The sequence below is a fragment of the Aerococcus sp. 1KP-2016 genome, from assembly GCF_002252085.1.
Classification (GTDB): domain Bacteria; phylum Bacillota; class Bacilli; order Lactobacillales; family Aerococcaceae; genus Aerococcus.
Window position 1 is genome coordinate 1 of record NZ_NEEY01000047.1, and the last position, 13,762, is coordinate 13,762.

Consider the following 13,762-nt stretch of genomic DNA (forward strand, 5'->3'; position numbering starts at 1 on the left):
AGTCTTCAAGATTACTGGAAAATCATATCGTATGAAAGGGAAAATATAAATGGACTTCTAAATTAGACTGTCAAAAACCTACATTTTTATTCTGTCATAAACCTACAATTTTATACTGTCCTTGACATTGGGTGTTCGTGGTCTTTCTCCACCTCAGAAATAATACCATCGTGACTCGTCGGTTCGCCGTCCTCAACCGAAATCCCCATAGGTTTATCTGTCAAAATAAACATACCAGCTTTTTCACGGGTATTCATTCGGTTAAGCAAATCTTTGGCTCGATCCTCAATCGGTAACCGCCAGTCTTCATAAGGATTTAATTGGCCGTCCCCATTTAAATCCTTAAACGCCAATCCATCTACAGTGATGATTGCTTTTTTTCTTGCGACTACTTGTTTTGACTCCATGATAACCCTCCAAAAAAGATATAATTTGCAATAAACATTGCAATAGTTGTTTTTTCGACGTGTGGTTAGGATTATACGCTTTTGAGATAGCGTTCTCAATACTTGTTTTGTTATCTTTTGCACAAATAAAAAGGGCTGAAAAATAACGATTCAGCCTTTCGGATATCATTTTATATTTCACAAGGATACTTTGCAATTATTAATGTGACTTAGTGTATTTCTTCACTTCAGGAATAACTTTTTCCCCTAAGAAGTCAATCGTACGTTTTACCTTATCTAGTGGCACACCACCAAAATCAATTTGGCCAATATATCGGTCCATGCCATAAATTTCATATTGGTAAATCATCTTATCAATAATTTCTTGAGGGCCACCAACCATCAACGTATCTTGCACTGATCTTGCTTGTGCAAATTGTTGTTTAGGGAAAATTGAGCCATTTGAATGTAGGAATGATGATTTTACATGTGGATAAAATTCAGCCATTGCTTCTTGTTGTGTTGGCGCAATATACATTGGGCTTGCGGTCGTCAATGGATAGGTCGTCGGATCTATCCCTAAATTAGCTAATTCCTCTTGATAGGCTTGTACAGCTGGATAGAAGGCCATAGCTGGTCCTGCAAGCGTGGTTAATACCATTGGTACACCGGCACGTCCAGCCTTCACAGCAGAAGCTGCAGGGCCACCAACACCACGCCAAATTGGGATGAAATTATCTTTTGGTTTTGGATACATTTCAGCACGGTTTAATTTATGACGAAATTGTCCTTCCCAAGTAATTGTTTCACCTTTTTCTATTTGATGGTTAATATAGTTTAATAATTCAAACTTTTCTTCGAATAGCTCTTCATAATCTCGTAAATCATAACCTAGCAATTCAAATAAACCGATACGTGAAGCACGCCCACCAACGATTTCAATTCGTCCATCAGAAATCAAATCTAGCGTGGCAAAGTTTTCATATACACGAACTGGATCTGATGTTGACACAATTGTAGAAGATGATGAAATTTTAATCTTGCTTGTTGCTTGTGCTACAGCACCCAGAATAACCGCATGTGCTTGCGAAACAAAGTATTTTTGATGGGATTCACCTAAAGAAAAGATATCAAGACCTGCTTGCTCCGCATATTGCGCAGTTTCGATAATTTCTTGAATACGGCCCTGTTCACCAACACCTTCATTTGTATGTGGGTTTGGTACGTAATCCCCTAATGAATAAAGTCCAAATTGCATGCCTTCGTCTGATTTAAAACCATACTTCTCTTTCATTGTAGTCATGTGTTTTCTCCAATCGTATATAGTATAATACTAATTTTGTATGTCACTATTATTATAATTTCCGATTCGAAACATATCAAGTTTTATGCTTACTATTTGCAAGTTTTGTTAATCATGGTATTTGTTAAAATCGAATAAATTCAACCCTGTCTCTAGCTTATCCTTACGTCGTTCAACTTCTCCAGCAATGATTTGGATAAAAAATTCACCCGTTCCTGAAATAAATGCCTCATTCAAATGACCCCCAACTATTGATCCATCACTTCGGCCAAAGGTGGCATGATAATGTCCATAGGATTGACCATCCATCAAGCTCATATTCCCATTCAAAGAAGTTAATTCTAATTCTTCATGTAATTCAGTTGGACTATATGTTTGATGTTCAACATTATAAAGTGAAAATCTCACACGATCGCAGGCACCAATCCCTTGTACACTGGCCAATTTAATTTTTTCTGCTTGCGCTACACTTGTTAACGACGCAATAATTTCGTCGCCTCTATCAATACGCACCACTAAATGATCGCCAAAACGTCTATAATCCATCTGAAAGAACTCCTTATATAATAGATATTGAATGTATTTAGGATACCACATTTAATGCACAAACAAGCTTAAACTTCTCCCCTTAAAAATATAAAAAACTCTAGAACCTTAGAAGTCCTAGAGTATCAAATTTATTTTTCTTGATCGTTATTATGACCGTAACCATAGCCATAACCGTAACCATAGCCCATTTTTTTGCTTTCTTCACCATTATATACAGCACCAATTACATTGGCATTTACCATATCTAATAATTCCTTTGTTTTGCGGACATTATTTTTGTTGGCAATTCCTGCTCGTACAACAACGATTACGCCATCGACACGTGTGGCAACAATTTGAGCATCCGTAACAGCTAAAATTGGCGGTGTATCAAAGATAACTAAGTCGAATAAATCTTCCATCTCAGCAATCAATTCAGCCATACGTTTTGACCCTAATAATTCTGATGGGTTTGGTGGAATTGGACCAGCTGCTAGAACATATAAGTTGGCTTCAGAAACATAATTCACGGTATCCATGATATTTGCTTCACGATTTGTTAACAGACTTGTTAACCCAACTGTTGTGTCAATACCAAAAGTCTTGGCAACAGTTGGTTTACGCATATCTGCATCAACTAATAGGACACGTAGACCTTGTTGTGCAATTACGGCTGCTGTATTTGCTGTAACAGTAGATTTACCTTCCCACGCACCAGATGAAGTAATCATAATTGATTTATAATCTTGATCAACCATTGAGAATTGAATATTTGTACGAATTTGACGGAAAGCCTCTGAAATGACGTCGTTTGGTTGTGTAACAGTAACCAAACTAGCACCTAGACGTTGTTCTGCATTCATTTTTTCGAAAAATTTTATGTCTTTTCTATATTTAAACAATATTGAACCCTCCTATACACGACGACGATGTCTTGCACCTTCACTTGGTGCAGTAGCTTTGAATCGTGTACTATCAAGTTTAGCCTTGTCCATTTCAGGAATAGTACCTAAAAGTGTCCAATCTAGTTCTTCAATGATGTCACTAGACTTCACTGAATTATCTAGCATGGCTTTAATGAACTGGTAAACGACACCGATGATTAAGCCCAATAAACCACCAATTATAATATTTAATAGTTCATTAGGTGATGTCGGTGATTCATTTGGCGTTGCTGGTGTTACGATAGAAACATTCTCTACTTGTAAGACATCTTTAACTACTTCAGAGAAGCTAGCTGCAATCGCATTAGCAAGATTAGCTGCCATAAATGGTGATTCATTCTCAACTGAAATTGTAAATAGTAATGAATCAGAATCCATAGATACAGTCACATTTTGTGCTAATTCACCAGCTGTCATCCCTTCAGCTTCGGGTACCGCTGCAATAGCAGGTTCAAGAACCAATGGTCGACTCACTAATGACTGATAAGTATTTAATAAAGTCAAATTTGCTTGCAACCCCGCTTGGGTAATGGTGTCCTCATTTGTAGTAGTTGCAGTATTATTCACAACGATGTCCGTTGTTGAAGTGTATTGTGGGGTCATCAAGAAAAAGGTGACCAAGGCTGCAATCACAACACCAATGATAGTGGTTGAAATAATCTTCCAAATATTAGAAGTTAGAATATCTAGTATTTCAAGTAAAGATATTTCCTGGGTTTCTTGTGTATCTTTCATCTTTTCCTCCTTGAGAAATTAAATATTCATTTAAGTTATACGAATATTATTATTTTATCATAACTTTCACAATCTACCACCCTGATTTTCAAGGTTTTTTTTAGAATGAAAAAAATTGAATCTATTAACCGTTTTCAGATGTCTCAGCGTCCCGATGAACAAAATCAACTAATTTCTTGTTTAATGTGTCATCGCCAACTTCATCTAGGTCAAGAGACCTAACAAATTCAATGATTTCTTCTACTGGCTGACTATTAATACGACCAACAAAAATCTTGTCATCTACCTTTTCACCAGTAGTTTCATCAGTTAGCAATAGTTCTTCATATAATTTTTCCCCAGGACGAATACCCGTCTCGACAATAGGGATTTCATTTTCGGTGTAGCCACTCAATTTGATCATTTTCTTCGCTAAATCTAAGATCAGTACTTCTTTACCCATATCAAGGATAAATAATTCGCCACCTTTAGCCTTTGCCCCTGCTTGAATTACCAAACGACTTGCTTCAGGAATTGTCATGAAATAGCGACGCATTCTAAAATCTGTGACGGTAACAGGTCCGCCTTTTTCAATTTGTTTCTTAAATACTGGAATTACTGATCCACGTGAACCCAATACATTCCCAAAACGGACAGCCGCAAACTTCGTGTGGTCTGAAGTTTTATTCATACCCGTTACTAACATCTCTGCAATACGTTTTGAAGCACCCATTACATTTGGTGGATTATTGGCTTTATCTGTCGATACCATTACAAACACGTCAACATTGGCATGTTTAGCTGCGCGGGCAACATTTAATGTACCGTATACATTATTTTTCACTGCTTCAGTTGGGTTAGCTTCCATCAACGGTACATGTTTATGTGCCGCTGCATGGTAAACAATATCCGGTTTATATTTTTGCATAATACGTTCAATATGTTCACGATCTTGCACATCAGCAATAATTGGCACAATACGTGTATCTGGCAATTGTTTTTGCGCAAACTCTTGGTTAATCAGATAAATTGAATTTTCCCCATGTCCTAATAAGTAAATAGTTTGTGGGGAGAACTTCACAAGTTGACGGCAAATTTCAGAACCGATTGACCCGCCTGCACCTGTTACCAATATATCTTTACCAGAAATTTGGCGCATCGCATCTGCATCATCTAGTTGCACTTCTTCACGACCTAATAAATCCGAAATTTCAATTTCTTTAGGACCACTTGTCATATCCATTTGATAACCAAGTAAGGTACGCTCAACCGATGGCATTTGACGAACTTCTACATCGTGCGCAATACCCCAATCCAAAATCTTTTCAATTTTTTCAGCAGGCAATGTTGGTGCAGTAATGATGATGTTTTTTACATGATACTGTTCAATTATAGAAGGAATATCTTGTGTTGACCCTAAAACAGAGAATGAATCCAACTTTTTATATAGTAGATTCGGATCATCATCTACAAAACCAATAAAGCGGTATGAACCATCATTTTTAAATTGTTTAATGAAGGTGTTCCCACCACGACCTGCACCAACTAATAATGTTGGTTCCAATGTGCCGTCCCCTTCAGGAACATGTGATCTTTGGTCCATAATATATCGCCAAGTTGCACGTGTTGTGAAAGTTAAGCCAATCGAAAATACGACCAATAAAAAGACTAAACGCAATGAGAATGACCGATAAATAACAGTTGCTGCTGCTAGTGTAAGCACAGTCGATGCCATATGCGTTAAAAATAAATCAGACGCCCCTTTAAAACTCATAAATCGAATAATTAATCGATAATTTTTCGTGAAAAAGCTTACGATTAGATAAGCAAAATAATAAATGATTGCTAAGCCCATCGTTACAGACATAGTGACATCAATATAATAAGCCAAAATGTAATAAGAAATAATACCGGCCAGCATGATTGAAATAAAATCAGCAACGGCTAGTATCGAATACTTTTGATACTTAGAAAAATTCATTTACAAATACCTCTCCCAACTGTCTACAAGCACTTCAATAGTGCACAAAAAATGAATGGCTTAAAACAAGCCAAAAAACTTTTTCTTCTTTTTCTTAGGTTCTTCAATAATAAAATTACTAATCATTGGATCCCCATTAACTAAACTTTTTGCATTGGCTTTAAAATCAAAAACGATGGTCGATCCGTAATTAGATTGCATCTTTTCGAATGCAGCTTCCAGGTTAAAACCTCTTGGACCTGAAAGTCTATGGGCATCTGATGCCATCATGTGTACCAAATTATTTTCAATCATATAACTGCTAGCATCCTCTACACCCGGACCAAATTCGCCTAAATATGAAGCGGCAGTCACCTGCGCATAACAGCCCATATCTACAAAATATTTTAAAATATCTGGTTTTTCAATGATTTTTTGGTTACGTTCTGGATGGACGATAATCGGTCTGATATTGCGGGATAACAAGTCGAAAAATACTTGTTCAGCATAGTGGGGCACTTCCATGCTTGGAAATTCAATTAACAAGTAGTGTTCATCTAAATCAGTGAATAGAATTTCACCAGCATCAATATTAGCAAGCAGATCTCCATGTAGACGAACTTCTTGTCCCGGAAAGACAACAAGATTTATACCTCGCTGATCCAGTTCCACTTGTAATTTTCCAACCGCTTCTTCTACTTGTGCCCGACTATTTACAAATTCACCATTACGATGGTGCGGTGTTGCAAGGATATGGGTAATGCCTTCTTGAACAGCAACATTTGCCATTGCAATGGACATTTCTAAGTCCTTCGCACCATCATCTAATCCTGGGAGAATATGGTTATGGATATCAATCATCATGTTCGCTCCTCTTCTCTCAGTAAATATGTATTAGTAAGTCTTGATTGCTCAATTTTCTTATGTTTACTCATTAGCGAGTGTTATTCGTCTAATATACTATATTTACTGAAGCTATGATGTAAAAAAACGGTAAAGCCCCTATAACAGTTCAAATACAAACTGGAAAACTGTTTCACGACTTCAAATACCTTCTTATACTTTACCGCTTTTCATATGTTTTTAAAACTGATTTTTCATCATAAATTAATTTTAAATCAATCATTTCATTCGTTTCCATAAGTGGCTGTAGGAAAATGCGGTCACCTTCCCATAAAGGCAAATCAAAGATTGCAGATTTATCTACCCACTTAAGCTCGCCTTCACGCGTTTCAGAAACTTGGTCCGATTGGAGATGTCCTGTATATAAAAAAATATACATGGGTTCGTCATCAGCATAAACAAAGGTGACAACACCACGAAATGTTGCATCCGCTAGTGCTTGTCCCGTTTCCTCCTGTACCTCACGCTCAAGGCACTCCATTGGGGATTCGCCTAGCTCAAATTTTCCACCAACGCCAATCCACTTGCCCTTATTAATATCTTGTTTTTTCTTATTACGATGTAGCATTAGATACTGGTCTACATCATTTTCTAAATAGATTAATGTACTTAGCATGTCCTGATCACTTACTTCAAATCAGCATCAACTAAAAAGCCCATACCTAAAGCACCCTTACCACCGTGCACACCGACTACTGGTGTTAGGTAACGAATTAAAATATCTTCTTCAGGATAGGTTTCTAGGAAGAAGTCTCTAAATTCTACAGCTTTATCATACGCGTCACCATGGGCAAAACCTAAATGAAGTCTATCACCATATTTTTCACGAGCTTCCTGGTAAATTTTCATCCATGATTTTTTGATCTTATTTTCTGTTCGGATTTTTTCATGTAATACTACTGTTCCATCTTTATCAAAATACAAGACTGGATATATTTTAAGCATCGAGCCAATAAACGCTGAGGCTGCTTTGGTACGCCCCCCTTTTACAAGGTTATTTAAATCATCAACGAATAAATAAATTTCAGATTCTTTAATCATTTGATCCATAGCAGGTAAGATTTCTTCTGAAATATAACCAGCTTCTAGTAAGCGAACTAATTCTTTAATCTCATGCCCGATAATGATAGATACTGCCTTAGTATCAACTAAATGAACCTTAATACGGTCTTCGTATTCTTGCAGAATCATACGTGCTGTTTGAAATGTGCCACTTAGTGCTGATGACAAAAAGACGCCGTACACTTCATCATAACCTTTGGCCACAATTTCATCCATAATTTGATAGTAGTCTGCAGGTTCAGGTTGGGACGTTAATGGTAAGGTAGCATCATTCACCATTTTATTGTAAAAGTACTTAACTTCCTTTTCCTCAGTTGTATCTTCCATGACTTCACCATCCTTGAAAGTAATTTTTAAGGTTACTTGATATATATCAGGATGCTGTTGTAATTCTTCAGGAATTGTTGATGTACTGTCTACAAGAATTGCTGATTTCATAATATCCCCTCTTTTTCATTTTCTTTAGATGTATATATGGAATATTATAACAAAAAAAATGCGATTAATCGCATTTTTCAAGTAGTTCCTATAAGTCTACATCCACTAAAATAAATACACCAATACACCCTTGTCCCACATGAGTACCTACAACAGGTGTAAGACCAGATATCGGTACATCATTGGCTACGATGTTTGGGCTCATGCTCGCAGCAATTTCTTTAGCACGTTCAGCAGCATTCCCATGTGCTAAAGCAACATGGACACGGTCTCCATATTGCGCATTGGCCGCATCATAAATCCCCTTAAATTTTTCCTTTAATTTTCGTTCCGTTCGAATTTTATCAATTACTTCAATGACACCTTCTTGGTTAATTTCCAGTAAAGGTGTGATTTTTAATAAATTTCCAAAAAATGCGCCCGCAGCGCTTAAACGACCACCTTTGACTAGGTTGTCCAACGAGCCAACTATAACATACGTTTCTGCATCTAATGCTGCCTGTTGTAATGCAGGAACAATCGTAGCCGCATCGTAACCACTATCTAGTAAACGCAAGCATTCGCGCACTAAATGACAGGTAACTTGTGAGGTTGATAAGGCATCAATTGTATAAGTTGTTAATCTATCAGAGAATTCTTGCGCAATCCCTTCAAGAGAGGATAAGGTACCACTTAATTTTTTTGCTATGGTAATAGCAAATACTTGTTCATAGCCTTGAGCCACGATTGATTCATACACTTCATAAATTTGTCCGTTTGTTGGTTGGGATGTGGTTGGTAAGACTGGGAAACTAGGTAATTCCTCATAAAAATTTGCAATTACTTGCGGATCACTAGAGTCTTCTCGTACTTCACCATCTGGAAAAATGACGCTTAGTTTAATTTGATATATATTGTCTAATACACTCAAATCTTCCGGTAAAGTTGCAGTCGAGTCCACGATAATTGCTGTTTTCATAAGTTAAAATCTCCTTACTCATCAATACATTTTTGTATTCTTTCTATAGTCTGCACAAGTTTACCATGATTTTGATACAAAAAAAAGGATAAGTTTTTACACCTACCCTTATTCCTAGTTACGATAACTAGATAAACTTATTAAATTTTTCCTTTTATCTTATCACGTTCAGTTAAGAAGATACCTATCACTAGCCCAATCAATGCAGGCAATAACCAACCAAATCCATAATCATAAAATGGCAACAGTTGCGAAGCAAAAGCACCGATTGCATCCCCACTAACTAAATTGTATAAACCACTAGGAAGTGTCTTAATCAAATCAAATAGTGCTGCAAACATGGTTAGACCTGTTACCCATTGGTAAACTTTCTTACTCGTATATATTGGTTCACATAAAGCTAAAATCACTAATGAAATTGCAAGCGGATATAGGAACATCAAAACGGGTGTTGATAAACTAATGATAGAGGTTAACCCTACATTTGATACTAAGAATGAAATACCCGCAAAGAGAATCGTCCACGCTTTACTAGATAAGACATTTGGAAATAGCTCTTCAAACGTTTCCGCACAGGCAACGATTAGACCAATAGCGGTCTTCAAACATGCAAAAATCATTACTAAGGCCAACAAAATACTACCCGCTGTACCAAAATAATGCTCCGTAATCATAGATAGCGCTACACCACCATTTTCTTGAACATCAATAAAGCCTCTACTTTTGGCCCCTAAAATACCTAAACAAATATAGATTAAGCCCATCAATATTGCTGTAAATAAACCACTTTTTACCGTTTCATTCGCAATAGTCGATGGTTCATTAATGCCTAACTTACGAATCGAACGAATGACAATTATGCCGAAAGCTAAAGCTGCCAATACATCCATAGTGTTATAACCTTCTAGGAAGCCTTGGAATAGCGATTGGTTGACATAGGTATCTACAGGAGCGACATCTGCTACACTAATTTCAGGCATGGTAAAGGCTTTGACAAAAATAATCGCCAGAAAAATCAAGAAGATGGGATTCAAGAATTTACCAACATAATCCATGATGTTTGATGGACGCAGTGATAATGCTAACGCAATGCCAAAGAAAATTGCTGAGTAGATCAACAAAGCCAAAGGTGAATCTACAAATCCTGCAGTTGCGAAACTCACTTCAAATGAAACAGAAGCCGTTCTAGGACTCGCAAAAAACGGACCAATGGTCAAATATAAAGCGACTGTGAAGAAATAGGCATATTTTTTTGAAATTTTGCTTGCTAAATCAAATAAACCTTCAGAGTGAGTCTTACCGATAGCTGCGATTGCTAATAGGGGCAACCCCGTAGCGGTAATAATAAAGCCAAGACTAGCTTGCCATACGTTACTTCCGGCCATTTGTCCCATTAATACTGGAAAAATTAAATTTCCTGCACCAAAGAAGAGACCAAATAGGGTGGAAGCAACAACTATCGACTCACTCCCTGTTAATTTCGTTTTGTTATTTGGTTTCATAGTGTTTACTCCCTTTCATATTGAACAAAAATACCATACTATCTAATAGAAATTAAGAGCGATTGCGTATTTTTTAGCAAACTCTCATTTAAAATTTTTTTCCTTACAAATGTAGTATTTATGATTGAAATAAATGCGATTCGCTTGCGCTAACAATGTTGTCTATCCTCGATATATGCTATAATTTAGGTGCACTCGAACGTATCGAGAAGAGATTATTCAATGAGGAGTTATCGTGATGAATATAGCAATTGTAGGCTTGGGAACTTCTGGGAATGGCGTTTTAAAAGCTTTTCTAGATTTCCAACAAGCACATCCAAACACAGATTTTACTATTCATATTTATGATACAGCTAACCATCTAGGGCATGGGTTCCCCTACCAAGAGGACACCCACTCGTTAATCATGAATTCCTACGCCCGAAACATATCATTAGACACAGAAAATCCTAATGGTTTCGTTGAATGGCTAGCAGCAAACTATCCTGAACACGCTGACCCGAATCATTATGTACCACGCCCTATTTTCGGCCAATATATGAAAGATTTCATGAAAGATTATATGAAGAGCGATCGTATCACTATCATCAATCAATTGGTACAAGATATTCGTGTCTTAGACAATCTTGGCAAGGAATTGGGTGAAAACAAACAAATACCTTATCAATTTCAGTTGCAAACAGCTGATCATACTTGGCAAGATACCGTTTACCAAGCGGTTTTCCTCAATATCGGCCATCCGCCATATGCAGATCACTATCATTTACGAGGCCATAAAGGCTATGTCCATAATCCCTATCCGGTGATGGAAACCTTAGGTGAATTAAATCCAGAACAAAAAATTGGTATCATCGGTTCTGGACTTACGGCTTTAGATGCCATGCGATACATGCAAAATAAATATGAAGGTAAATTAGCCCATTCCATCTCCTTCTATACACGCTCAACGCCGTTTAAAACTGCTCGTCAAGACTATTATGATGGTCCTATTCATATGACATTTAGCTATGCATGGATAGATGAAATGAGTGCTAAAGGCAATGGTTATATTCGTTTAGATACCATTCTAGAAGCTTTTTTTGAAGATATGAAAGTAAATGATGTCGATGTTAAAGCCGTCATTGATCGTTTTGGTTTAGGTTCTTTATCTGAAATTCGACATGAAGTCATGGGATATGACCGCGAACTACAAATCATACAACAATATGCTTCAACGATTACCAAATATCTACCCCATCTTTATATGAAAATGCCTGGCTTAGACCGTGAAAAATATATCCATGAATATATGGATATATTTGAATACTTTAGAAATCAAATGACAAAGGAAGCTTTACTAGATATCCTCAATTGGTACGATCAAGGTCGTATCAGCTTCCAAGATCAACTGGTTGATATTAAGGCAAATAGCCAATCTGGTTTTGACATCTACTACAAAAATGGTTCAGTATCTCATGCGGATATCTTAATCAATGCAGCCGGATTCGAAAGTAATTTATTCCGTGCAAGTGATCAGGATATACTCATCAAAAACTTGGTAAACCGTGAAATCATTAGTCCCACACCTTATGGGGATGTTTTAATTTCATGGCCACAAGGACAATCAATATCTCGTCGATTCGGCACCTTTGATAATTTGTTCTTCACAGGTCGTTGGATTAAAAATACTTTATATGGTAATAATAATGCCTTAATGAACTTTACATTTGGCCAAGATATCGTCAAACAATTTCTTGACCGTCATCAAAAATAACACTAAAAGATGCGATTGGTTGCTATCCAATCGCATTTTTTCAGTCTGTTTCTTTACTCGCCCCAGTTTGATAATTGAGTGCAATTCCCGGCTGAATATTAGGCACAAAAACATGAAATTGCAATTCACCTTGATCTTCTATGGAATAAGCTTCCATAAAAATACCACGAGCCAAAAGCTCATCCCCTATAAATAAAGGCGTAATCCGATACCGTACATGATGTTCAGTATCTTCAATATAGGATGCCACATAATTTTCAAAAGGTAACATTCCTTCGACATTGAAATATCTTGTCCCCGTCATTAAGTTCAGCATATTATCTTGCTGTCCCGTAAGTTGGTAACCTATCAAATGACTACGATTATATAACCATCCCGTATCTATACTGTCGTATTTTTTCTGTGCCCACCCTGTTGGCGTTACACTAGACAAACCTTCCCTTACCTCTGCATCCGCAGGCATTAAATCAACTGTTAATAAGGCATTTGCAGCCGTCACCCTACCTAAATCATCTAATGCCCCGTATTTTTCCCATCCGTCACCAATACCTGTAATTTCTTCGTTGGTGAAGATAGGTATATTATCGTTAACCACAACATATGCTTGTCCGGATGCTACCTCTGGTGCATGCTGATGTATGTTCTCAAGGCTTGATTGGACTTGGGTGTTTTTGGTTTGACCCTGATTTGTTTGACTATTGCTTGCTAATTCACGCTCCCCATTCGAGACGCTTTCTTGTACTTGGTTAGTACTTGATTGAGAAGTGTCACCTTGTTTACTCGCCACACTTGATTGGTCATCCGGATCCGTTTTGGCACCTTCTTGGGCTTGTTTCACAGATGATGATACTGAGGCCAAATCATGTTCCTCTAATATATCTTGATAAATCAATGAAGTTTGGGAAACTTCTTTAGCAACTTCAATTGGTTCAGCTAGATTTTCTTGGGCATAGCGATTACCGAGAAATAGAAACGAAATAACAAATGCCATTAGCAAAATGCTCAGCAGACTTTTTATTTTTGGATATTTTTTACGCCAATTTGTCACGATCTATGCCCCCTCTTATATATATTTCATTTCACGCTACAGTAAATGCCATGAATATCGCACATTTATTGCCACATCTTATATATTTTACCATAGAGCTTTGCATTTTTTACATAAAAAGAGGATGGGACAAAAGGCTCTAAAAAGCGTACATAATTCTTAATAAGAGTTGTGTACGCCTTTTACTTTGAAAAAATTCTTATTATTTTTGATTGAAATATATCATGGGAACAGGTTAAAGGACTGAAAGTGTAGTTCCTTAG

Annotated in this window: 13 protein-coding genes; 1 reads left to right on the forward strand and 12 read right to left on the reverse strand. The window is 37.0% G+C overall.

Translation table 11 applies throughout. The features are described 5' to 3' along the window. Positions 1-110: 110 nt before the first annotated feature. From B9P78_RS07810 to brnQ, 11 genes are all read right to left on the reverse strand, one after another. Positions 111-407 (reverse strand): hypothetical protein, encoded by a 297-nt coding sequence (locus B9P78_RS07810; protein ID WP_094518920.1) that lies wholly within the window; start codon positions 405-407, stop codon positions 111-113. Between the two features lie 199 nt (positions 408-606). Continuing rightward, on the reverse strand, positions 607-1,689 hold the full coding sequence (locus B9P78_RS07815) for an LLM class flavin-dependent oxidoreductase (RefSeq protein WP_094518921.1): 1,083 nt from the start codon (positions 1,687-1,689) through the stop codon (positions 607-609). A 108-nt stretch (positions 1,690-1,797) separates the two neighbouring features. Beyond that, on the reverse strand, positions 1,798-2,235 hold the full coding sequence (locus B9P78_RS07820) for a PPC domain-containing DNA-binding protein (RefSeq protein ID WP_094518922.1): 438 nt from the start codon (positions 2,233-2,235) through the stop codon (positions 1,798-1,800). A gap of 131 nt (positions 2,236-2,366) precedes the next feature. Further along, entirely contained in the window at positions 2,367-3,080 is a 714-nt protein-coding gene (locus B9P78_RS07825) for a CpsD/CapB family tyrosine-protein kinase (protein ID WP_199445761.1), read from the reverse strand. Between the two features lie 51 nt (positions 3,081-3,131). After that, positions 3,132-3,896: a YveK family protein gene (locus B9P78_RS07830; RefSeq protein ID WP_094518924.1), complete on the reverse strand. Its 765-nt coding sequence runs from the start codon at positions 3,894-3,896 to the stop codon at positions 3,132-3,134. Between the two features lie 124 nt (positions 3,897-4,020). Continuing rightward, positions 4,021-5,856, reverse strand: coding sequence for a nucleoside-diphosphate sugar epimerase/dehydratase (locus tag B9P78_RS07835; protein ID WP_094518925.1), 1,836 nt, complete (start codon positions 5,854-5,856; stop codon positions 4,021-4,023). Between the two features lie 60 nt (positions 5,857-5,916). Further along, on the reverse strand, positions 5,917-6,696 hold the full coding sequence (locus tag B9P78_RS07840) for a tyrosine-protein phosphatase (protein ID WP_094518931.1): 780 nt from the start codon (positions 6,694-6,696) through the stop codon (positions 5,917-5,919). 202 nt (positions 6,697-6,898) lie between these two features. Continuing rightward, positions 6,899-7,354, reverse strand: coding sequence for an 8-oxo-dGTP diphosphatase (locus B9P78_RS07845; protein WP_094518926.1), 456 nt, complete (start codon positions 7,352-7,354; stop codon positions 6,899-6,901). 11 nt (positions 7,355-7,365) lie between these two features. After that, positions 7,366-8,238, reverse strand: a complete 873-nt coding sequence (locus B9P78_RS07850) for a DegV family protein (protein WP_094518927.1) — start codon at positions 8,236-8,238, stop codon at positions 7,366-7,368. A gap of 88 nt (positions 8,239-8,326) precedes the next feature. Continuing rightward, positions 8,327-9,196 (reverse strand): DegV family protein, encoded by an 870-nt coding sequence (locus B9P78_RS07855; RefSeq protein ID WP_094518928.1) that lies wholly within the window; start codon positions 9,194-9,196, stop codon positions 8,327-8,329. A gap of 140 nt (positions 9,197-9,336) precedes the next feature. Beyond that, positions 9,337-10,698 (reverse strand): branched-chain amino acid transport system II carrier protein, encoded by a 1,362-nt coding sequence (gene brnQ, locus B9P78_RS07860; protein ID WP_094518929.1) that lies wholly within the window; start codon positions 10,696-10,698, stop codon positions 9,337-9,339. 238 nt (positions 10,699-10,936) lie between these two features. Here brnQ and B9P78_RS07865 point away from each other — a divergent pair, with 238 nt between their 5' ends. Further along, entirely contained in the window at positions 10,937-12,451 is a 1,515-nt protein-coding gene (locus B9P78_RS07865; protein WP_094518930.1) for an FAD/NAD(P)-binding protein, read from the forward strand. Positions 12,452-12,491: 40 nt separating this feature from the next. On the opposite strand, the gene B9P78_RS07870 is transcribed toward B9P78_RS07865, so the two are convergent. Beyond that, on the reverse strand, positions 12,492-13,442 hold the full coding sequence (locus B9P78_RS07870; RefSeq protein ID WP_094518932.1) for a DNA/RNA non-specific endonuclease: 951 nt from the start codon (positions 13,440-13,442) through the stop codon (positions 12,492-12,494). Positions 13,443-13,762 lie beyond the last annotated feature (320 nt).

Bases quoted from the DNA above. Each gene is read 5' to 3' on its own strand.
- B9P78_RS07810 (WP_094518920.1), bottom strand. From the start codon at position 407: ATGGAGTCAAAACAAGTAGTCGCAAGAAAAAAAGCAATCATCACTGTA.
- B9P78_RS07815 (WP_094518921.1), bottom strand. From the start codon at position 1,689: ATGACTACAATGAAAGAGAAGTATGGTTTTAAATCAGACGAAGGCATG.
- B9P78_RS07820 (WP_094518922.1), bottom strand. From the start codon at position 2,235: ATGGATTATAGACGTTTTGGCGATCATTTAGTGGTGCGTATTGATAGA.
- B9P78_RS07825 (WP_199445761.1), bottom strand. From the start codon at position 3,080: ATGAATGCAGAACAACGTCTAGGTGCTAGTTTGGTTACTGTTACACAA.
- B9P78_RS07830 (WP_094518924.1), bottom strand. From the start codon at position 3,896: ATGAAAGATACACAAGAAACCCAGGAAATATCTTTACTTGAAATACTA.
- B9P78_RS07835 (WP_094518925.1), bottom strand. From the start codon at position 5,856: ATGAATTTTTCTAAGTATCAAAAGTATTCGATACTAGCCGTTGCTGAT.
- B9P78_RS07840 (WP_094518931.1), bottom strand. From the start codon at position 6,696: ATGATTGATATCCATAACCATATTCTCCCAGGATTAGATGATGGTGCG.
- B9P78_RS07845 (WP_094518926.1), bottom strand. From the start codon at position 7,354: ATGCTAAGTACATTAATCTATTTAGAAAATGATGTAGACCAGTATCTA.
- B9P78_RS07850 (WP_094518927.1), bottom strand. From the start codon at position 8,238: ATGAAATCAGCAATTCTTGTAGACAGTACATCAACAATTCCTGAAGAA.
- B9P78_RS07855 (WP_094518928.1), bottom strand. From the start codon at position 9,196: ATGAAAACAGCAATTATCGTGGACTCGACTGCAACTTTACCGGAAGAT.
- brnQ (WP_094518929.1), bottom strand. From the start codon at position 10,698: ATGAAACCAAATAACAAAACGAAATTAACAGGGAGTGAGTCGATAGTT.
- B9P78_RS07865 (WP_094518930.1), top strand. From the start codon at position 10,937: ATGAATATAGCAATTGTAGGCTTGGGAACTTCTGGGAATGGCGTTTTA.
- B9P78_RS07870 (WP_094518932.1), bottom strand. From the start codon at position 13,442: ATGGCATTTGTTATTTCGTTTCTATTTCTCGGTAATCGCTATGCCCAA.